Source organism: Pseudomonas sp. GM33, assembly GCF_000282295.1.
Taxonomy (GTDB): Bacteria; Pseudomonadota; Gammaproteobacteria; order Pseudomonadales; family Pseudomonadaceae; genus Aquipseudomonas; species Aquipseudomonas laurylsulfatiphila.
This window is the reverse complement of the sequence record NZ_AKJO01000070.1, coordinates 24,054-46,008: the sequence shown is the minus strand read 5'-3', so window position 1 is coordinate 46,008 and position 21,955 is coordinate 24,054. Positions and strand designations below refer to the sequence as shown.

Sequence of the window (21,955 nt, the reverse complement as noted above, 5' to 3'; positions counted from 1 at the left end):
GGCTCAGTCCTGAAGAATACGCTGCTTGAACGTGCGCGGGATGGCTTGCACGCCGGGCCGGTAATCCGACTGCTCGATGGCCGTCAGAGCGAGCGCGAGGGCCTTGTCGGCGATCAACTGGTGTTGCTGGGCCATGGCGTTGACCGGCAACGGCAGGAAGTCCAGCAGCTGGGTGTCGCCGAATGTGCCGAGGCGCAGCGGGCGGTTTTTCAACGGGAAGTCGTGCAGCGCATCGAACACGCCCTGAAGCAGTACGTAGGAGGTGGTCACCAGCGCATCGGGCAAATGGCCCAGGCGCAGCAGCAACTCTTCCATCAATTGTTTGCCGCACTCGCGGCTGAAGGATTCGCCTTCTTCGATCAGTACTTCGCCGTTGAACCCGGTGAGGGCCTCTTTGAAACCCGCGGCACGTTCCCGGCTGATGCTCAGTTCCGGGCGGGCACCGATCAGGGCGATCTGTTTGGGCAGCGGCTCCAGCAGGCTGCGGGTCAGTTGCAGGCTGGCCTCGCGGTCGTCGCTGATCACGGAGCAGAAGCGCTCGGGGTCCATGACCCGGTCGATGGCAATGATCGGTATGCCTTTGGCCTGCAACTGGCGATAGCTGTCGTCGCCGGCCGGCAGGCAACTGGCAACAATCAGCGCGTCGCAGCGCCGGGCGCGGAACAGTTGCAGCAATTGCCGTTCGCTGTCCGGGGCATCGTCGGAACTGGCGATCAGCAACTGATAACCGCGGGCGCGGGCGCCTTGTTCCAGCAATTTGGCGATTCGCGCGTAACTGGGGTTTTCCAGATCCGGCAGAATGAACCCCAAGGTACGCGTGTGTCGGCTGCGCAAGCCGGCGGCCTGTGGGTTAGGCGTGAAGCCATGTTGTTCGACGACCGCGCGCACGCGTTCGACGGTGGCGCTGCTGATGCGCTGTTGTTCGGCCTTGCCATTGATGACATAGCTGGCGGTGGTGACGGACACACCGGCCAACTGGGCAATATCACTGAGTTTCAACCCGCTGTTTCCTTGTTTTTTCGAGATTGCCTCGACATTTTCGTCAATCCTAACCGATTAAGGCAGGCGACCATTGTCGCAACGCATCCGACAAGTTGAGCTTCAAGGATGGGACATTATCGAGTAACGTGCCATTTATTCTAGATTAAACGTTTCAGCAAGCGTATTTTCTACGTTAAAGGCGCCTTTGGCCGGTTCTGCCGTGAAACCGCCAAAAGTGACGACCAAGCGCCTGAGCTGACTCATTCAAAACAATACCTGGCACCCCAAGGCGCCAAAAAGGAGAACGCATGCTCGAGCTCACTGTAGAGCAGATTTCCATGGGCCAGTCGGCCGTGGATAAGTCCGCAGCGCTGCAATCGCTGGCCCGGCATCTGGTCGCCGACGGCCTGGTTGCCGAGGGTTATCTGGCCGGTTTGCAGGCGCGGGAGGCCCAGGGCTCGACCTTTCTCGGTCAAGGTATTGCCATCCCCCACGGGACTCCCGAAACCCGCGACCAGGTGTTCACCACCGGTGTGCGCCTGATGCAGTTCCCTGAGGGGGTGGACTGGGGCGAGGGTCATATCGTTTACCTGGCGATCGGTATCGCCGCCAAGTCCGATGAGCATCTGCGCCTGTTGCAATTGCTCACCCGCGCCCTCGGCGAGACTGATCTGGGCCAGGCCTTGCGTCGCGCCAGCTCTGCTGAAGCACTGCTGAAATTGCTGCAGGGTGCGCCCCAGGAGCTGGCGCTGGATGCGCAGATGATCGGCCTCGGTGTGGCGGCCGAAGATTTCGAAGAGCTGGTCTGGCGCGGCGCGCGTTTGTTGCGCCAGGCCGACTGCGTGAGCAATGGTTTTTCCGCCGTGCTGCAACAGGTTGAAGCGCTGCCGTTGGGCGATGGCCTGTGGTGGCTGCACAGCGAGCAAACGGTGAAACGCCCCGGCCTGGCCTTCGTCACCCCGGACAAACCGCTGCGTTATCTCGGCCAGCCACTCAATGGACTGTTCTGCCTGGCCAGCCTCGGTGAGGCCCATCAAACCCTGCTGGAGCGCCTGTGCGCGTTGTTGATCGAAGGACGTGGTCATGAATTGGGGCGCGCCACCAGCAGCCGCAAAGTCCTCGAAGTGCTCGGTGGTGAAGTGCCCGCCGACTGGCCCAGTGCGCGGATTGCCTTGGCCAATGCCCACGGTTTGCATGCGCGGCCGGCGAAGATCCTTGCGCAGCTGGCGAAAAGTTTTGAGGGCGAGATCCGCGTGCGGATCGTCGACGGCCACGACAGCGCGGTGTCGGTGAAGAGCCTGAGCAAACTGCTCAGCCTCGGCGCCCGTCGCGGGCAGGTCCTGGAATTCATTGCCGAACCGGCCATCGCGGCGGATGCGTTGCCGGCCTTGTTGGCCGCCATCGAAGAAGGCCTCGGTGAGGAAATCGAGCCGCTGCCGCCAGTCAGCCAGGCACGGGAAGTCGTTGCCGATATGGCCGAAGTGATCCTCGCCCCGACATCCGGCAGCGTGGTCCAGGCCATTGCCGCCGCACCGGGCATCGCCATCGGCCCGGCGCATATTCAAGTCCTGCAAACCATCGATTACCCGTTGCGCGGTGAGTCCGCCGCCATCGAACGCGAACGTCTCCAGCAGGCGCTGGCGCAGGTGCGCCGTGACATCCAGGGATTGATCGAGCGCAGCAAAAGCAAAGCCATTCGCGAAATCTTCATCACCCACCAGGAGATGCTCGACGACCCGGAACTCACCGATGAGGTCGATACGCGCCTCAAGCAGGGCGAAAGCGCGGAGGCCGCGTGGATGGTCGTGATTGAAGCGGCGGCCCGGCAGCAGGAAGCATTGCAGGATGCCTTGCTCGCCGAGCGCGCTGCCGACTTGCGCGACATTGGGCGTCGGGTATTGCTGCAACTCAGTGGGATCGAAACCCCGAGCGAACCGGATCAGCCGTACATCCTGGTGATGGACGAGGTCGGTCCGTCCGACGTCGCGCGTCTCGACCCGGCTCGCGTGGCCGGGATTCTCACTGCACGGGGTGGCGCTACGGCGCACAGTGCAATTGTTGCCCGGGCCCTGGGCATTCCGGCATTGGTCGGCGCCGGCCCTGGCGTGTTGCTGCTGGCGCCGGGTACGCCATTGCTGCTCGATGGCCAGCGTGGGCGTCTGCATGTGGACGCTGATGCGACGACCTTGCAGCGCGCCACGGCCGAACGCGATACCCGCGAGCAGCGCTTGAAGGCAGCCGCCGAGCAACGCCACCAGCCGGCACTGACGACCGACGGCCATGCCGTCGAAGTGTTCGCCAATATCGGCGAAAGTGCCGGCGTCACCAGTGCGGTGGAGCAGGGCGCCGAAGGTATCGGCCTGTTGCGCACCGAACTGATTTTCATGGCCCACCCGCAAGCGCCCGACGAGGCGACCCAGGAAGCCGAGTACCGCCGCGTCCTCGACGGCTTGGCCGGGCGACCGCTGGTGGTGCGTACCCTCGATGTCGGTGGTGACAAACCCCTGCCGTACTGGCCGATTGCGAAGGAAGAAAACCCGTTCCTCGGCGTGCGCGGCATTCGCCTGACCTTGCAGCGCCCGCAGATCATGGAGGCGCAACTGCGTGCCTTGCTGAGGGCCGCCGACAACCGTCCGCTGCGGATCATGTTCCCGATGGTCGGCAGTGTTGATGAATGGCGTCAGGCCCGTGACATGACCGAACGTCTGCGCCTGGAAATCCCGGTTGCCGACCTGCAACTGGGGATCATGATCGAAGTGCCGTCGGCGGCCTTGCTGGCGCCGGTGTTGGCCAGGGAGGTCGACTTTTTCAGCGTCGGTACCAACGACCTGACCCAATACACCCTGGCCATCGACCGTGGCCATCCGACGCTGTCGGCCCAGGCCGATGGCTTGCACCCGGCGGTGCTGCAACTGATCGACATCACCGTGCGTGCGGCCCATGCCCATGGCAAATGGGTCGGCGTGTGCGGCGAGTTGGCAGCCGACCCGCTGGCGGTGCCGGTACTGGTCGGCCTCGGGGTGGATGAGCTCAGTGTCGGCGCGCGCAGTATTGCCGAGGTCAAGGCGCGGATTCGCGAACTGGGCTTCACTCAGACTCAAACCCTTGCCCGTGAGGCCTTGGCCGTGGGCAGCGCCAATGAAGTGCGCGCACTCGTGGAGGCCCTGTAATGGCACGGATTCTCACCCTGACCCTCAACCCGGCGCTGGACCTGACCGTACAGTTGCCGCGCCTTGAAGCCGGTCAGGTCAATCGCAGCGATGTCATGCACACACACGCCGCCGGTAAAGGCGTGAACGTGGCGCAAGTGCTGGCCGACCTCGGACATCAGTTGACCGTCAGTGGTTTTCTTGGCGAAGACAACCTGCAAGCGTTTGAAACGCTGTTCGCCAAACGCGGTTTTGTCGACGCCTTCATCCGCGTTCCCGGTGAAACCCGCAGCAACATCAAGCTGGCGGAAAGCGACGGACGCATCACCGACATCAACGGACCGGGGCCTCAGGTCAGCGAAGCGGCGCAGCAGGCCTTGATCGATCGACTGGAGCAGATTGCCCCGGGCCACGATGCGGTGGTGGTCGCCGGAAGCTTGCCGTTGGGCGTCAGTGCGCAGTGGTTGCAGGCGCTGATTGTGCGCTTGAAGACGCTGGGCCTGAACGTTGCCCTCGATACCAGCGGTGAGGCATTGCGTGCAGCGCTTAAAGCGGGACCCTGGCTGATCAAACCCAACACTGAAGAGCTGGCCGAGGTGCTGGACTGCGAAGTCGTGTCGGTCAGTGCGCAGGCCTTGGCGGCGGAGCGTTTGCACGCCCGGGGCATCGAGCATGTGGTGATTTCCCACGGCGCCGAAGGCGTGAACTGGTTCAGCGTCGGTTCGGCGCTGCATGCCACGCCACCCAGGGTCAGCGTCGTCAGCACGGTGGGCGCGGGTGATTCATTACTGGCGGGGATGCTCCACGGCTTGCTCAGCGCCGATACGCCGGAGCAAACCTTGCGCACTGCCACGGCGATTGCCGCGATGGCAGTGACCCAGATCGGATTCGGCATTGGCGATGCAGCGCAACTGGCGCAGCTCGAACAGGGTGTGCGCGTGCGTCCCCTGACAGAACAATAAGAGGGTTTGTCATGAAGTTAGCCATCATTACGGCCTGCCCGAACGGCATGGTCACCAGTGTGCTGTGTGCCCGGCTGCTGGATGCCGCGGCCCAGCGTCAGGGCTGGAGCACCAGTGTCGAAATCACCGACGCCGCACATCCGGAAAAGCAACTGTCGGCGGCTACCCTCGACGCGGCCGAGTGGGTGCTGCTGGTGACCAGCGCGCCCGTGGACATGGCGCGGTTTGTCGGCAAGCGAGTGTTCCAGAGTACCCCGGCCCAGGCCCTGCAAGACGTGGAAGCCATGCTGCGACGTGGTGCGCAGGAAGCGCAGATTTACGCCGCTTCCGAAGTGGTCATCGAGCCAGTGGCTGTAGCCCGGAACGCGCCGCGACTGGTGGCCGTTACCGCATGCCCGACGGGCGTCGCTCACACGTTCATGGCCGCCGAGGCTTTGCAACAAGCGGCCAAGCGCCTGGGTTATGACTTGCAGGTGGAAACCCAAGGCTCGGTCGGTGCGCGCAATCCACTGAGCGCAGCGGCGATTGCCGAGGCCGATGTGGTGCTGTTGGCGGCCGATATCGAAGTCGCCACCGAGCGTTTCGCCGGCAAGAAAATCTATCGCTGTGGCACCGGCATTGCCCTCAAGCAAGCCGAAGCAACCCTGAAAAAAGCCTTGGCCGAAGGGCAGCAGGAAAGTGTAGCGAACGCTGCCCAAACAACGGCCAAACAGGAGAAGACGGGCGTCTATAAACACCTGTTGACTGGCGTGTCGTTCATGTTGCCGATGGTGGTCGCCGGCGGTTTGATGATCGCCTTGTCGTTCGTGTTCGGCATCACCGCGTTCAAGGAGGAGGGCACGCTGGCGGCGGCGTTGATGCAGATCGGCGGCGACACTGCGTTCAAGTTGATGGTGCCGCTGCTGGCAGGCTATATCGCCTACTCCATCGCCGACCGTCCCGGTCTCGCGCCGGGGATGATCGGCGGTCTGCTGGCGAGCACCCTGGGTGCCGGTTTCATTGGCGGTATCGTTGCCGGTTTCCTCGCCGGTTATGCGGCCAGGGCGATCAATAAATACGCGCGTTTGCCCCAGAGCCTTGAGGCGTTGAAACCGATCCTGATCATTCCGTTGCTGGCGAGTCTGTTCACCGGTCTGGTGATGATCTACGTGGTCGGCAAACCGGTGGCCGGGATGCTTGCCGGGCTCACCCATTTCCTCGACAGCATGGGCACCACCAACGCGATCCTGCTCGGTGTACTGCTGGGCGGCATGATGTGCGTCGACCTCGGCGGGCCGATCAATAAAGCGGCCTATGCGTTCTCGGTCGGGTTGCTGGCGTCGCAGAGTTACGCGCCGATGGCGGCGACCATGGCCGCCGGCATGGTGCCGCCGATCGGCCTGGGCATCGCCACGTTGATTGCCCGGCGCAAGTTTGCGCAGACTGAACGCGAAGCCGGTAAAGCAGCGCTGGTGCTGGGGCTATGCTTTATCTCCGAAGGGGCGATTCCGTTTGCGGCGAAAGATCCGTTGCGGGTGATTCCGGCGAGCATCGCCGGCGGCGCGCTGACCGGTGCGCTGTCGATGTATTTCGGCTGTAAATTGATGGCGCCCCACGGCGGTTTGTTCGTGCTGGCGATCCCGAATGCGATCAACCATGCACTGTTGTATCTGCTGGCGATCGTCGCGGGGAGTCTGTTGACGGCGGTGGTGTATGCGCTGGTCAAACGGCCGGAAACGGTGGAAATGGTGGTAGAACCGGTCACCGCCTGACCCCTGTGGGAGCGTGCTCGCGATTGCAGTGTTTCAGTCGACATAAATGTTGAATGTGAGACCGCTATCGCGAGCAAGCTCGCTCCCACAGGGATCTATGATGTTGGCAGTTTTTGTGTCATCCCCGAGTCATCCAGCCATGCTTTGGTTTTCCACTGAAGGGGGGAGCACCATGAGCGATTTCAACCTCGGGCGCCGTCGTGTCGTGCAAGCGGTCGGCGCCGGGCTGTTGTTGCCGGGGCTGGCGCCGGCGGTGATCGCTTCGGTCAAGGATCGGCCGCAACTCACCGACGGCGTGCAGTCTGGCGACCTGCTGGGTGACCGGGCGATCATCTGGAGCCGCTGCGACCGCCCCGCACGGATGGTGGTGGAGTGGGACACCCGCAGCCTGTTTCCCAACCCTCGTCGATTCGTCTCGCCCCTGGCCGATGCGCGCACCGATTTTACCGCGCGGGTCGAACTCAACGGGCTGCCCGCCGACCAGGCGATTTTCTATCGAGTGCAATTTGAAGACGCTCAGAGCGGCGTTGCCAGCGAGCCCTGGTTCGGTCACTTGCGCAGCGTGCCGCAGACCCGGCGCGACATCCGTTTTGTCTGGAGCGGCGACTCCGCCGGCCAGGGCTTCGGCATCAACCCGGACTTTGGCGGCATGCGCATCTACGAGGCGATGCGCCGGCGGCTGCCGGACTTCTTTATCCACAGCGGCGACATCATTTACGCCGATATCCCGATCCGGGCGCAGCTCACCACAGAAGGCGGCCGGGTATGGCGCAACATCACCACCGAGGCCAAGAGCAAAAGCGCCGAGACCCTCGATGAGTACCGTGGTAATTACCGCTACAACCTGATGGACGAAAACATCCGTCGCTTCAACGCCGAGGTCCCGCAGATCTGGCAGTGGGACGACCACGAAGTGGTGGACAACTGGTCGCCCGGCAAGCAGCTGGGTGCGCGTTACCAGAGCAAAGATATCCACAGCCTGGTGGACCGCGCACGCCAGGCCTGGCTCGAATACGCGCCGATGCGCTGGCAGAGCACCGATGGCGGCGGGCGCATCTATCGCAAGCTCGGTTACGGGCCCATGCTCGATGTGTTCGTGGTGGACATGCGCAGTTATCGCGGGGCCAATGACGACAATCTGGGCGAGGCCAAGCCATTCCTCGGTCGCGAGCAACTGGACTGGCTCAAGCGCGAAATGCAGGCCTCGAATGCGCAATGGAAAGTGATCGCCGCCGACATGCCCATCGGCCTCGGCGAAGGGGACGGCGAAGTCAGACCCGGTGTCACGCGGTGGGACGCGGTGGCCAACGGTGACCCCGGCCCGGCCCAGGGGCGCGAACTGGAAATCGCCGAATTGCTCGGTTTTCTGCGGGCGCAGCAGGTACGCAATTTCCTGTTCCTGACTGCGGATGTGCATTACTGCGCGGCCCATCATTACCATCCGGATCGGGCGGCGTTTCAGGATTTCGAACCGTTCTGGGAGTTCGTCGCCGGGCCTTTGAATGCCGGCAGTTACGGACCGAATCCGCTGGATAAAACCTTTGGTCCTGAAGCGGTGTTCGAAAAGGCTCCGCCGGCGCAGAACCTCTCGCCATTTGCCGGGTTTCAGTTTTTTGGCGAGGTGAACATCGATGGGCAGAGCGGGGAGTTGAGCGTGGTGTTGCGCGATCTGGATGGGGTGTCGGTGTTCGAGCAGAAGTTGCAGCCGGTTTGATCGGCACTGAACCCATGTGGGAGCGGGCTTGCTCGCGAAAGCGGAGTGTCAGCACAGATGATTTCGACTGACACGACGCCTTCGCGAGCAAGCCCGCTCCCACATGGGGATGTGGTGAATCAGTACACGTCGCGGCGGTAGCGGCCCTGTTCGATCAGGCGCTCCACTTCGGCGGCGCCCAGCACCTCGTTGAGCGCCTGGTCCACACCCGAAGCCATGCCTTGAAGGCTGCCGCAGATGTAGATCACCGCACCGTCCGCCAGCCACTGCTTCAGTTCGGCCGCCGATTCGCGCAGGCGATCCTGTACGTAGATCTTTTCGGCCTGATCACGTGAAAACGCCAGGTCCAGTCGCGCCAGATCGCCATTGATCAGCCATTCCTCCAGCTCCTTTCGGCACAGGTAGTCATGCTCGCGATTGCGCTCGCCAAACAGCAGCCAGTGACGTTGCTGGCCGTCGGCAATCCGTGCCTTGAGCAGGCTGCGCAACCCGGCCAGCCCTGTGCCATTGCCCAGCAGGATCATCGGCACCGGTTGGGCCGGCAGATGGAAACCGCTGTTGCGCCGCACGCGCAGGCTGATGGAACTGCCCACTGGCGCGTGTTCGGTCAACCAGCCGGAACCGACGCCGAGGTTGCCATCGGCATGCACTTCCTGGCGCACGATCAGTTCCAGCACGCCATCGGCCGGAATCGACGCAATGGAGTACTCGCGCATGGCCAGCGGCACTAGGGCTTCTGCCAACGCCTGCGCATGCAGGCCGACCAGATGGGCGCGGTTCTGCGGCAACTGGCGGCTGGCGAGGGCCTGTTCGAGGGTTTCCTGCAGGCCGTTGAGTTGCACCTTGGTCTCACCGTGAATCCCCAGGCCATCGAGGAAATGCTCGATCACCCATGGGCAATTGCGCGGCAAGACTTCCACCAGGTCACCGGCCAGCCAGCTGCTGGTGGTGGGTGGCTTGAGCCCCAGCAAGTACACCGGGGAACCGCTGCTGTCCGGGTTGAGCAACTCGCGATGGGTCAGGGTCCAGTTGTCGTAGCTGGGCGCTTGCCAGGTGTCGACGGGCGCCTGGCCCGTCAGCAGGCCCAGTTGCTGTTGCCAGTGGCGCAAGGCGTAAGGATCGCCGCTGTCCACTTCCACCGGGGCGAACAAGGTTGTGCCGCCGTGTTCGCCGAGCCAGGTGTGCAGGCGTTTGGCGAATCCGCAGAAGTGTTGATATTGCCGGTCGCCGAGGCCGAGGACTGCATAGTTCAGGCGCTCCAGGCTCGGCGTGCGGCCCAGTACCTTGCGTTCGAAACCCCGGGCGCTGTCTGGTGCTTCACCATCACCGAAAGTACTGACGACGAACAGTGCGTTGTTCGAGTCCTGCAAATCCCGTTCGCTGACGTTCGCCAGCGGCTGCACCTTCACCGGCAGGCCCGCAGCCTGCAATTGCCCGGCGGTCTGCCAGGCCAGTTGTTCGGCGAACCCGCTCTGGCTGGCGAAGCCGATCAGCCAGGCCGGTGCGTCATCAACTGGTGTTACGAGACCTTGGCGAGCGTCCTTGATCTGGCGTTTTTTGCGGCGACGATCCAGGTACAGCATCCAGCCGGTGACGAAGAACAGCGGCATGCTCAGCGCAGTGAGGGTCAGGATGATGCGCCCGACGATGCCGAAGTAAGTGCCGACATGCAGTGCATAGATGCTGGTCAGCAGTTGCGCCTTGAAGCTCTTGTCACTGTAGCGGTCAACCCGTTTGACCACGCCGGTGGCCGGGTCGAGGGTGATCTGGTTCAAGGCGCGGTCGTGAGGCGAGGTTTTCAGCAGGAAGGAAACGGTCGCCGGCTGGCCGGCCACTGGCGGCATGCGCACGTTATAGGAACTGAGTTGCGGGCCGGCCGCGCTGTAGATGCTGCTCCACATTGCTGCGTAATCGGCTGTTGGTGCCGGACCTTGCGGCGCAGGGCCACGTCCGCCGCGAACGCGTTCGTTCTGCGGTGAGTCGGAGAGCAACCGGGTCAGCCCCTTGTTGTACCACTCGTAGGACCAGGACAACCCGGTCAGCGCTGCCAGGAGATAAAACACCAGGCACCAGGTGCCGGCCACCGAGTGCAGGTCCCAGTTGAAGCTGCGACCCTTTTTCTTCCAGTCCAGGGTCAGCCAGGCGCGCCAGCTTCTCCACTGGCGCGGCCAGCGCAGGTACAGGCCGGACAGGCAGAAGAACACCAGGATCAACGTGCACGCGCCGGTGATCTGCCGACCTGTGTCGCCTATGGCGAGGAAGCGGTGCAGTTGCAGCATCAGGCCAAAGAAACCCTGGCCGGAGGCATCGCCGAGGAACTCGGCGGTGTACGGATCGAAGTAGCGCATCTCGCCACGGCGTTCGCCCGGCGGCGGGGTGAACCATACTTTGGCGGCGTTGCCGCTGTCGGTTTCCACGGTGAGCATCGAGACTTTTTTGCCCGAAGCGGCTTCGATGTGCTCCACCAGTTCGGCAGGCGGCAGCACGCCGGCGAGCTGTTTTTCGACCTGCAACACAGAAGGGTTGAGTGTGCTCAGGATTTCATCCTGAAACGACACCATCGCCCCGGTGATGCCCATCAGGGCCAGGACCAGCCCGGCGCTGATGCCGAAAAACCAGTGCAACTGGAACAGGGTTTTCTTCAACACGTCGCTCGCCTTGTTCGTTCAAGTTGATTCATCACGGCGCGCATTATGCCGTGGGGTTGTCGAGAAGCATTCTTTTTTACGCACAAAGGCCCCGTTCATGTGAATGAACGGGGCCGGGTCTGACTTCAGCTTTCACCCTCTCCTGTGGGAGCGAGCTTGCTCGCGATAGCGGTGTGTCGGCCAACATAAATGTTGAATGTGGCGCCGTCATCGCGAGCAAGCTCGCTCCCACAGGGATTGCAGTGTGAGTGGCAATCAGAAGTGGAAGTTGGTGCTCAGCAACGCGGTGCGACCGGCCGCCTGGTTGGCGAAGTGAGTCGAGAATGCTTTGTCGTAGTAGGTTTCATCCGTCAGGTTCTGCACGTTCAGTTGCAGGTCGACGTTTTTGCTCAGCTTGTAGGCTGCCATCGCGTCGTAACGAACGTAGGAGTCAACCATGGTGGTGTTGGCTACGTTGCCGAACACGTCATCGACATAGAACGCACCGCCGCCGATGGTCAGCTTCGGCGTGACCTGATAAGTCGTCCACAGGCTGGCGCTGTTTTTCGGCGTGTTAGGCAGCTCGTTGCCATCGTTGGCTTTGTTGGCCGGCAGGTCGCCGCCATCGACTTGCTCGCTGTCCATGTAGGCGTACCCGGCGAACACTTGCCATTTGTCGGTGAGCTTGCCGCTGGCCGACAGTTCGATACCTTGAACGCGGGTTTTGCCGGCGTTCTCATAAGTGGTGGTGTTGGTCTGCACACGAGCGTTGTCTTTTTCGGTGCGGAAGATATCGGCGGTCACGGACAGGCGATCGTTCAACAGGTCCCACTTGGTACCGATTTCGTAGTTCTTGGTGGTTTCCGGCTCCATGTCGCTTTTCAGCAGATTGCCGTTGCGATCCGGCGTGCCACCCAACGGGTTGCCTTCCGAACCTTCGCCCAGGGTGTTACCCGGTGGCGTGGCGGACGTCGCGTAGGACGCATAGATGCTGCCGTTTTCCGCTGGTTTGTACACCACGCCGAACTGACCGGTGACGAATTCGCTGGTGTCATCGCCCTTGGACGTGGTCACGCTGGAACCGTTGAAGGTTTTGTAGCTGGTGTCGAAATGGTCGTAACGCAGGCCCATGTTCACCAGCCACTGCTCGGACAACGTCAGGGTGTCGAACACATACAGTGCGTAGGTGTCGGCCTTGGTGTCGGTGCCGGCGTAGTTACGCGAGATGGCACCGTTCCACGGGTCATTCGGGTTCGGATTGGACAGCGAGGTGCAGTTGTAGCCGCTTGGCGCGCCGATCAGTGCCGGCGAGCAGTTAGTGGTCACTGCGGCTGTTCCCGGGGTGGTGTCGGTGTTGACGTTGTACGAGGACTTTTGGTTTTCCTCATGGGTGTACTCGACACCGGTGGAGAAGCTGTTCTTGAACCCGGCAATGTAGATATCACCAAACAGGTCGGTCTGGTTGGTGGTGGTTTCGGTGTTGCTCACGCGGGTGTTCGCGCGGCGCCAGACGCTGCCATTGTTGACGTTGCCTTTACTGTCATCCGGCTGGGTCAGGATGTAATCCTGCATGCTGGTGCCGTGACGCAGGGTGTTCTTGATGGTCAGCGCGTCGCTCAGGTCGTGCTCGATGGCGAAGGTCGCCGTATCGACACGGGTCTTGCGGAAGTCGCGGTCGTTCAGGCCATAGAAGTTGCTGCTGTCGCCGCCGTCATTCGGCTTGTCCGGATTGGCTTTGGTACGCGCAGCCGAGCCACCGGCCGGGATCGAATACGGAATGCCCGAATCCGGCGTGTCGTTGCTTTCCAGGTGGTAGTAGTCGAGGTTGACGCGAGTGTCCGTACCCAGGCCGAAGGCCAGGGACGGTGCAACACCCCAGCGGTCGTAGTTGACGCTGTCACGCCCGGCGACGTTGCTCTCGTGGCTCAGCAGGTTCAGACGGCCAGCGGCGGTGTCGGTGAACTGGTAGTTGCCGTCGAAAGTGTAGCGCTGGGTCTGGTCGGAACCCCAGGTGAAACCGCCGTCGAGTGAATCGCCCAGGTGCGCTTTCTTGCTCACCAGGTTGATGCTGCCGCCGGCTGCGCCACGGCCGCCGATCGCGGAGTTCGGACCTTTGCTGACTTCAATCGATTCAACGGCGAAGATCTCGCGGCTCTGGGAACCGGTATCGCGCACGCCGTCCAGATAGGTGTCGCCCTGGGCGTCGAAGCCACGGATGAACGGTCGGTCGCCTTGCGGGTTGCCGCCCTCACCGGCACCGAAGGTGATGCCTGGAACCGTGCGCAACGCGTCCTGCAGGTTGAGCGAACCGGTGTCTTTCAAGACCTGTTGCGGAACAACGGTCACCGAGCGCGGCGTGTCGATCAGCGGCGCGGTGTACTTGGGCGAGGAGGCTTTCTCTACGTTGTAGGTTGTCTCGTCCTGGGCTTCGCCAGTGATGGCGGTGGCGCCCAGCGAAATCACATTGTCCGGTGTTTTCCCGTCGGTTTTTTCCGCCGCGAAAACCATGTGGCCCGCAGAGCCGGCAGTAATCGCCATGCCGATGGCCGATGCGAGCAGACGTGGTGAACTGACCGGTACTTGTGGTTGCTGACGCGACATTTGAATTCCCCTCCCCAAGGATTTGAGGCGGCGGAATATAGGGTAAACACGTATTTGTATCAATTGCGAAATATTACTATTTGCGCTTAATTTACATTCTTTACAATTTACCCTTACGGTTTTTGCTGTCTCGTTCGTCTGTTGGGTTTTACATAGGCAATAAGAATCAATACCATTGCCATCCCTTTGTTTTCAGGTGTCTTGTCATGCTGCTGCACATTCCAGGCCTGTTCGAGAAAGACGAGGTGCAGCGCATTCGCGAGGCTCTGGAACAGGCCGATTGGGCCGATGGCAAGATCACCGCCGGCTTCCAGTCGGCCAAGGCCAAGCACAATTTGCAACTGCCGGAAGGCCACCCGTTGGCCAAGGAGATCGGCGCGGCGATGCTGGAGCGGCTGTGGAAGAATCCGCTGTTCATGTCGGCTGCACTACCGCACAAAGTCTTTCCTCCGTTGGTGAACTGTTACACCGCCGGTGGCAGTTTCGATTTCCATATCGACAACGCGGTGCGCCAGCCTAAAGGCAGCATCGAGCGGGTGCGCACGGATTTGTCTGCCACGCTGTTCTTCAGCGAACCCGAGGATTACGACGGCGGCGAGCTGGAAATCCAGGACACCTTCGGCACTCAGCGGGTGAAACTGCCCGCCGGCGACATGGTGCTGTACCCCGGCACCAGCCTGCACAAGGTCAACGCGGTGACACGCGGAACGCGACTCGCCTCGTTTTTCTGGACGCAAAGCCTGGTGCGCGAAGACAGTCAGCGCGCCCTGTTGTTCGAGATGGACGGGGCCATCCAGCAACTGACCCGCGATGTCCCTGATCATCCGTCGCTGATTCGCCTGACCGGCACCTATCACAATCTGTTGCGTCGCTGGGTCGAGGTGTAAGTGGCGGATTTTCGTTTACGCCGCGAGGAAATGCTCGATGGCGAGCGCCTGCGCTCCATGCTCGACGAAAGTCCGGCCCGCGCGGCCCAGGCCATCCTGATCGCCGCACGTGAAGGTGAGGTCGAGGCCCAGGCCTTGCTCGGGCAGATTCTGCTCGACGGCCAGGGAATCGCCCAGGACCAGCCGCTGGCGTTGCGCTGGTTTGGCATCGCTGCGCGCCAGGGGCACCTGATGTCACGCAATATGCTCGGCCGTTGTCATGAGCATGGTTGGGGGTGTGTTGCCGACGCCTCGATTGCGGCGCGGCATTACCGGATTGCAGCGCAGGGTGGGCTGGACTGGGCGATGTATAACCTCGCCAATCTGTTGGCCACCGGGCGCGGTGTGGCCGAAGATCAGGCATTGGCGCTGGGCTGGTACCGGCGTGCGACGGACCTCGGCCATGCGAAGTCGATGAACCTGCTGGGGCGCTATCTGGAGGAGGGCCGATTTTGCCGGGCCGACCCGGATGCCGCTTTCGAGTGGTATAGACGTTCCGCAGAGGGCGGGGATTTTCGCGGGCAGTTCAGTTATGCGGCGGTTCTGGCGCAGGACGGGAACGTCGAAGAGGCCTTGGTATGGCTTGATCGGGCGTTGGAGGCTGGCAACCTGAATTTCCTGCGAGTGAGCGGCCAGGCACTGCTGCAGGCTCCCCACCCCGATCTGCAGGCATTGGCCTCGCGCTTTCAGCAGCGTGCCGAACAATTGCAAAATCAGGCGCAGGTGGCCTAGATACCGAGAACTGCAGCGGTTATCGGGGCGAGCGAAATGGCGTTGTGTGTGCCTTCGCTCGCGCTGATCAGGATGCTACTTCCAGCTGGAGCGGACCCGGTTTAGCTTTTCCATTCCTGGCGAAGATTTTTCAAATGTTTGATGAAGATGTTCGACTGTTCGATGAACAGTTTAACAACCGAACTGAAATCGTCGGTAGCATCATGTTCATTAATCTCTAGGAATTTATCAATGGCATCGGCGAGGGTGCTTATCTCATTCGTGTAAGCCTCTCTCGGGGTTTGCACGGACTGGAATTCCACCAACTGACTTTTTCGATCCTGCAAGAGCTTTACATCTTGTTTGATGCTAATCAGGTTTCGACGACGATCATCAAGGCGCGCCTGAATCTGGCGCCTGGCTTCAATCAAATTGTCATATTTGATTCTGTCACTGATTAAGTTGAGAATCTTGCCGGCGGCGGCAATGCCAGTCTTGACGAGTTCAACTTGAGGGGCGGAGAGATTAAGCCCTGCAAGTTTTTCCGCCGTGAGAAACAGCTCCTTGATCAGTGAGAAAGTGTCCGTTGCTTCAATGAGTTTAATGGCACCATTCAGCTCTGATTCGTCAGTTGTCAGTTTCTCAATGTCGCTTTCCAGTTCTGCTATATGCGGGCTGATGTTGCTGATGGAGTCTTCCAGTTCCTTGATGCGGTATTGGTTGTCGCTGAGGGTTACTGCTTTAAAGTTCGTCAGGTTGTTGTTCAGCGTTGTTGAGTGTTTTAAGACTTCGGACGTACCGGTTTTAATTGACGAATTGATTTCTTCGTAAAAACTATCTATGGCTTCCTGTTGCTCGGGGGTAGAGGGTTCGAGTTTCAGATTCTCGATGATGGTGTGAAAGCGTTGAATTTCGCCAATGGGTAAAACGCTAGGCAACAGAGTCAGGCTGCTAAGTGCTTGCTTGTCGATGGCGTTTAGTTCCTCCAGCAACGATGCCAGTTGCTCCCCGAGTACCGGTAGATAGACAGTGCTTAATGTGCGGATTTTATAGTGGATTTCATCCCTGTTTTGCTTGATTTTCTTCATGTCGGGAGAGGGGTACTGGAATTGCGAGCCGAGAGTATGTAGGGTCATGATTTTTCCGTTTTTTAGAAAATAAATGTTTGGTTTGGCATGTGCGGCGCAAGCCGGGATGTCAGGAGTCGCTTGTGGCATTGTTGAAGGCAGTCAGTAAATCGCCCGCCTGCTTTTTTATCGCTGACCAGTTATCCATCATCGTGGTTAGTTTGGTGGCAAAAGTTACCAAGTACATGGCATTGGTAACGCCATCCAGTCTTTTGCTGGAGGACTCGACGTAAGTCTGTATCAACTGCCAGAGGCTTTCGAGGTTCGATGAACTGCCAGCAGCATCTTCAATCCTGAGGTGCAGGTCCTGGAGGCTGGTTTCGAATGCCAGCAACGACGCGAGGACCGTATTGGTGGTTGCGATCTCTGATTCGATTTCGCGTCGTTTGGTTGTTAGCTGCTCCAGTTCGTTACGAGCCTTGTTGGCCTTGGCTCCATATATTGTAGAAGTAACGATAAAGCCAACTATGCCACCGAAGACTCCCCACCATTTGCTTTTGGAATATTCTCCGATTTCCGCGAGCTTTTGGTCGATGCGCTCATTGAGAAATTTAAGGTCGTCATTGAGTTTTTCTATTTTTTTATCGAAGTTATGGCTGTTGCACAAGGTTACTTTTAAACCAAGTTTCGACTTTAGCGCGTTGATGTCAAATTTGAATTTGCTGATCTGGTCTTTGGTTGTCTTTGTGCTTGCGCTGTGTTCGATAATAACGGATTTAAGCTCTTCAACCAGCTCCAGTAATGCCGGGATTTTTTGTTTTTCACCTTCAGTCAATTGGATTTCCGGAAGATTTTCGATTTCCTCCGGGCTCAGGTCGCCGACTTTTCCGGTTCCGCTAATGTAACTGGGAAGGCCCTCCAGGTACTTAATGATGGATTGGCTGTTTGAGGTGAAGTTGTCGGCAAACACATGAAGGTCCGAGCCGACTTTCTTCATGTTGGATTCCAGTGGTGACCAAGAGGCAGCATGGCTTCTCATGGGCAGGAACAGGGTTTGCATATCGGCAGATTTGAGTCCGATGATATCCACCTGGTCGAAATTGTATATCTGTTCTATTTCATCAATTTCGATGGGGAGTGTAAGCCCGACATTGACGTAGCGTTTGATTTTTCTGATATCGTCATTTGTGACCAATAATCCTTTTTCACGCTCGACACCCTCGAGAGTGCCGGAAACGGCCCCCATGAAATCCGATGTCAATGAATTTAGTTGTTCTGCGGTAATGACCTGTTCTTCAGTGGCTAACATGAAAATCCCTTTTATGTTATTGCGTTATGGGGGTGTTGTCGTCACTGAAAAGTAATGGTGGCTGTGGTTAAAGTTAAGTTGTGAAGAGTTTCAGTGTGTGTCTGATGGTGGAGGAAAATTGGCGATTTACTGTTTATGCTGGATAAGGTTCGATGTTCCGATATCGAAACTTAATGTGTTGAGAGTTGGTGCTGCGGTGAAAATAAAAAAAGGCCTGTGATTACTCACAGGCCTTTTTTATATAACGGGCGGGATTTACACGTAGAACGACTTCAGCGGCGGGAAACCATTGAACTCGACAGCGCTGTAGCTGGTGGTGTACGCACCGGTCGACAGCCAGTACAGGCGATCACCGATGGCCAGGTTCAGCGGCAGGCCGTATTTGTAGTTTTCGTACATGATGTCGGCGCTGTCGCAGGTAGGGCCGGCGATGACTACTTCTTCCATCTCGCCTTTCTTCTCGGTCCAGATCGGGAACTTGATGGCTTCGTCCATGGTTTCGATCAGGCCGGAGAACTTGCCCACGTCCGTGTACACCCAACGCTCTACCGCGGTACGGGACTTGCGTGCGACCAGCACCACTTCGCTGACCAGGATGCCAGCGTTGGCGATCAGCGAACGGCCCGGTTCCAGGATGATTTCCGGCAGGTCGTCACCGAAGTCTTCCTTGAGGAAGCGGATGATTTCTTCTGCGTAGGTTTCCAGGCTGTTGGTGCGGGTGATGTAGTTGGCCGGGAAGCCGCCGCCCATGTTGATCAGCTTCAGGTGGATGCCGTCTTCTTCTTTAAGGCGCTCGAAGATCACTTTGACCTTGGCGATCGCCGCGTCCCAGACGCTGATATCGCGCTGCTGCGAGCCGACGTGGAACGAAATGCCGTAAGGTACCAGGCCCAGGTCGCGAGCGAGGATCAACAAGTCCATGGCCATGTCGGTCTGGCAACCGAATTTGCGCGACAACGGCCAGTCGGCGGTGGTCGAGCCTTCGGTCAGGATACGCACGTAGACTTTCGAACCCGGGGCGGCCTTGGCGATGTTGCGCAGGTCGGCTTCGGAGTCGGTGGCAAACAGGCGCACGCCCTTCTCGTAGAAGTAGCGGATGTCCTTGGATTTCTTGATGGTGTTGCCGTAGCTGATGTGGTCGGCGCTGACGCCACGGCTCAGCACTTTGTCCAGCTCATAGATCGAAGCGATGTCGAAGCTCGAGCCTTTCTCTTTGAGCAGGTCAATGATTTCAACGGCCGGGTTGGCCTTGACCGCGTAGTAGACCTTGGCGAATTCGAAACCGGCGCGCAGGTCGTCGTAGGCCTGGGCGATCATCGCGGTGTCGATCACCACGAACGGGGTTTCCTGTTTGTCGGCGAACGCCTTCATTTTCTGAAAGGTTTCACGCGCGAAATAGTCTTCGACTTGGATCGACATGCTGGGAACTCCTACTGGCAAACTAAAATTATCAATGGGTGCGAGGGTGTGTCATCAATGAATTCGCGAGTGCGTTGCGCCTGAGCGCGTGCCAGGCAAGGCGCAGGCCGCCGCTAATGGTCATTCCCTTCGCAAGGCTTGCAACGCAGCATGGCGCGCGCTCAGGCACAACCCGAAGGGCCGGGCCTGCTTTTGCGCAGGGCTGCGTTGCTCGTCCCTTATTTGGAACAACCAAACTGCGGTCCTCGCGCCTTGCCCTGCGCAAAAGCAGGCTCCGGCGCACTCGTGAATTCATTGATGACACACCCTCCTGAACGTCCTCCGTATCCCCACTTTGGTTCGCCTACTTCCCAAGGCATGTCGCCGAAAGCAAAAAGGCCATGGGAAGTGCAGCTTTCCCTTGGCCTTGCTGTCTCGTCGTCAGTACTTGAGCCGGATGGATCGTTTCCAGCATGGACGTTCGGCGCGAACTTTAGGGCGTGAGGGGCTTGAGATCAACAAAAAATGTCGCGTTTTTGCACTCTTCTGACGCGCGTTGCGGGCATCACTCTTTGTAACCGACTCAGATGACAGTCGGATGTTCCCGAAGAATTGTGAAGTGTTAAAAATACCTGCACGTTCGATGCTTTTGTGCGCCAATTTATGGATAAGTGTGATGGCGTCAACATCGCCGACGTTGGCTGCGAGAAGATGGGCTGAGGGGGGATTTGGCTATTTCAAAAGGTATGTTGGGATAGCTTTTGCATCCGCTGCTGTTGATATTTTTTTCCGGTCTGCGAATCCCTGAAAAATTGCACAAGAGCTGTGGGAGCGAGCTTGCTCGCGATAGCGTTAAGTCAGTCAACTACGATGTTGGCTGTGAAAATGCCATCGCGAGCAAGCTCGCTCCCACAGGTTTTGTATTTTTACCGAGCAAGCTGTCAGGCGACTACTGCCTCGGCCGGCGAGACAATATTGGTTTTCATCCCCCGCGAACGCCCCGAACTCAGGTAGGCCGCAATCGACTCCTGCGTCACTTCACCCAAAAACACCCGCTCGGCATCCATCACCGGCAACCACGACCGGTTGAACTCGTACATGCGCGACAGCAGGATGCGTAAATGCTCGTCGTACGCCGCCGTGGCGTTGAACTCGCGCTGGTACTGCGCGCAGGTGCCGGTCTGACGGTGCAAGTCGCGACGTCTTACGTAACCCAGGGCCTTGTTCTCTGTGCAGGTCACCACCACGTAGCGACGGTCATGCTCGTCCATCAATTCCAGCGCCTCGGCCACCGGGGTTTGCGGGCTGACGGAGGGCGCGTTGTCCGCCGCGTCTTCGGCTTTTACCAGCAGCAGGCGCTTGAGCGTGCTGTCCTGGCCGACGAAGTTGCTGACAAACTCATCCGCCGGGTGGGCGAGCAAGGTGTCCGGGTGATCGATCTGCAATAGCTTGCCAGCGCGGAAGATCGCGATCTTGTCGCCGAGTTTGATCGCCTCGTCGATGTCATGGCTGACCATGATCACGGTCTTGTTCAGCGCCCGCTGCATCTCGAAGAATTCGTTCTGGATCATCTCGCGGTTGATCGGGTCGACCGCGCCGAACGGTTCGTCCATCAACAGTAATGGCGCATCTGCCGCCAGGGCGCGAATCACGCCGATCCGTTGTTGCTGGCCACCGGACAACTCCCGTGGATAGCGATGCAAGTACTGCTTGGGTTCGAGCTTGATCATGCTCATCAACTCGCGGGCGCGGTCGTGGCATTTCTGTTTGTCCCAACCGAGCAGTTTCGGTACGACCACGATGTTCTCTTCGATGGTCATGTTCGGGAACAGGCCGATCTGCTGGATCACGTAACCGATGTTGCGGCGCAGCGTCACTTCGTCGAGGCCGGTGGTGTCTTCGCCGTTGATCAGGATCCTGCCCGAGGTGGGTTTGATCAGGCGGTTGATCATTTTCAGCGTGGTGCTTTTGCCGCAACCCGATGGCCCGAGAAACACGCAGATTTCGCCTTCATTGACGGTCAGGCTCACCGAGTCCACGGCTTTCACATCCTTGTCGTTGCTTTGGAAGGTCTTGCTGAGGTTTTGAAGTTCGATCATTTCAGGAGTCCTTTTGGAGTCAGCGAGCGTTGCAGTACTTGCAGGATCAGGTCGGCGATGATCGCCAGCACACTGACCAGCACGGCGCCGACGATCAGCATCGACATGTCGCTGCGGCTGATGGAAGCGAGGATGAGTACACCGAGGCCACCGGCACCGATGGCGGCGGCGATGGTCATGACGCCGATGTTCATGACCACGGCGGTGCGCACGCCGGCAAGGATCACTGGCACGGCGATGGGCAGCTCAACCATGCGCAGGCGCTGGCCGAACGTCATGCCGATGCCGCGCGCTGCTTCGCGGATGCCCGGTTCGACGCTGGTCAGGGCCAGGTAGGTGTTACGCATGATCGGCAGCAGTGAATAGAGGAACACTGCGGTGATCGCCGGCATCGGGCCGAGGCCCTGGCCGAATTTGGAGTAGAACGGCAACAACAGGCCGAACAGGGCAATCGACGGCACCGTCAGCAGCACCGTGGCACTGGCCTGCAAGGGCCCGGCGAGACTCGGGAAGCGCGTCATCAGGATGCCCAGTGGCACGCCGACCAGAATTGCCAGGGTCACGGCGATGCCGACCAGGGTGATGTGTTGCCCGGTCAGATGCATCACCTGTTGCCAGTCGAGATGGGAAAAGGCGTTCAAGAATTCCATGACTTCTCCT

The 21,955-nt window shown here is 59.6% G+C and carries 14 protein-coding genes; 6 read left to right on the top strand and 8 right to left on the bottom strand.

Features of this window, described 5'->3' with window-relative positions:
* Positions 1-3: 3 nt before the first annotated feature.
* Positions 4-999, bottom strand: coding sequence for a catabolite repressor/activator (gene cra / locus PMI26_RS19655; RefSeq protein WP_007973085.1), 996 nt, complete (start codon positions 997-999; stop codon positions 4-6).
* Positions 1,000-1,289: 290 nt separating this feature from the next.
* Here cra and ptsP point away from each other — a divergent pair, with 290 nt between their 5' ends.
* From ptsP to PMI26_RS19675, 4 genes are all read left to right on the top strand, one after another.
* Positions 1,290-4,151, top strand: a complete 2,862-nt coding sequence (gene ptsP / locus PMI26_RS19660) for a phosphoenolpyruvate--protein phosphotransferase (protein ID WP_007973084.1) — start codon at positions 1,290-1,292, stop codon at positions 4,149-4,151.
* A complete protein-coding gene (gene pfkB / locus PMI26_RS19665) occupies positions 4,151-5,092 on the top strand; it encodes a 1-phosphofructokinase (RefSeq protein WP_007973083.1) in 942 nt (313 codons plus the stop codon). The genes ptsP and pfkB overlap by 1 nt, the downstream gene beginning before the upstream one ends.
* An 11-nt stretch (positions 5,093-5,103) precedes the next feature.
* Complete coding sequence (locus PMI26_RS19670; protein ID WP_007973081.1) at positions 5,104-6,843, top strand: PTS fructose-like transporter subunit IIB; 1,740 nt, start codon at positions 5,104-5,106, stop codon at positions 6,841-6,843.
* Between the two features lie 172 nt (positions 6,844-7,015).
* Positions 7,016-8,557 carry an alkaline phosphatase D family protein gene (locus tag PMI26_RS19675; RefSeq protein ID WP_007973079.1) on the top strand — a complete coding sequence of 514 codons (1,542 nt, stop codon included), beginning with the start codon at positions 7,016-7,018 and terminating at the stop codon, positions 8,555-8,557.
* Between the two features lie 119 nt (positions 8,558-8,676).
* On the opposite strand, the gene PMI26_RS19680 is transcribed toward PMI26_RS19675, so the two are convergent.
* Together PMI26_RS19680 and PMI26_RS19685 are read right to left on the bottom strand one after the other, a co-directional pair.
* Positions 8,677-11,205 carry a PepSY domain-containing protein gene (locus PMI26_RS19680; protein ID WP_007973077.1) on the bottom strand — a complete coding sequence of 843 codons (2,529 nt, stop codon included), beginning with the start codon at positions 11,203-11,205 and terminating at the stop codon, positions 8,677-8,679.
* Between the two features lie 255 nt (positions 11,206-11,460).
* Positions 11,461-13,785: a TonB-dependent receptor gene (locus PMI26_RS19685; RefSeq protein WP_007973075.1), complete on the bottom strand. Its 2,325-nt coding sequence runs from the start codon at positions 13,783-13,785 to the stop codon at positions 11,461-11,463.
* 206 nt (positions 13,786-13,991) lie between these two features.
* Between PMI26_RS19685 and PMI26_RS19690 the strand changes: the two genes are divergently transcribed.
* Complete coding sequence (locus PMI26_RS19690; protein ID WP_007973074.1) at positions 13,992-14,672, top strand: Fe2+-dependent dioxygenase; 681 nt, start codon at positions 13,992-13,994, stop codon at positions 14,670-14,672.
* A complete protein-coding gene (locus PMI26_RS19695) occupies positions 14,673-15,443 on the top strand; it encodes a tetratricopeptide repeat protein (protein WP_007973072.1) in 771 nt (256 codons plus the stop codon).
* A gap of 101 nt (positions 15,444-15,544) precedes the next feature.
* Here the strand turns inward: PMI26_RS19695 and PMI26_RS19700 are convergent, their stop codons facing one another.
* From PMI26_RS19700 to PMI26_RS19720, 5 genes are all read right to left on the bottom strand, one after another.
* A complete protein-coding gene (locus PMI26_RS19700) occupies positions 15,545-16,558 on the bottom strand; it encodes an alpha-xenorhabdolysin family binary toxin subunit B (RefSeq protein WP_007973070.1) in 1,014 nt (337 codons plus the stop codon).
* 61 nt (positions 16,559-16,619) lie between these two features.
* Positions 16,620-17,798 (bottom strand): alpha-xenorhabdolysin family binary toxin subunit A, encoded by a 1,179-nt coding sequence (locus PMI26_RS19705; protein ID WP_007973068.1) that lies wholly within the window; start codon positions 17,796-17,798, stop codon positions 16,620-16,622.
* Between the two features lie 255 nt (positions 17,799-18,053).
* Entirely contained in the window at positions 18,054-19,217 is a 1,164-nt protein-coding gene (locus tag PMI26_RS19710) for a type III PLP-dependent enzyme (protein WP_007973066.1), read from the bottom strand.
* Positions 19,218-20,137: 920 nt separating this feature from the next.
* Positions 20,138-21,295, bottom strand: a complete 1,158-nt coding sequence (locus PMI26_RS19715; RefSeq protein ID WP_007973064.1) for an osmoprotectant ABC transporter ATP-binding protein OsmV — start codon at positions 21,293-21,295, stop codon at positions 20,138-20,140.
* Positions 21,292-21,945: an ABC transporter permease gene (locus PMI26_RS19720; RefSeq protein ID WP_007973063.1), complete on the bottom strand. Its 654-nt coding sequence runs from the start codon at positions 21,943-21,945 to the stop codon at positions 21,292-21,294. The genes PMI26_RS19715 and PMI26_RS19720 overlap by 4 nt, the downstream gene beginning before the upstream one ends.
* Positions 21,946-21,955: the final 10 nt, after the last annotated feature.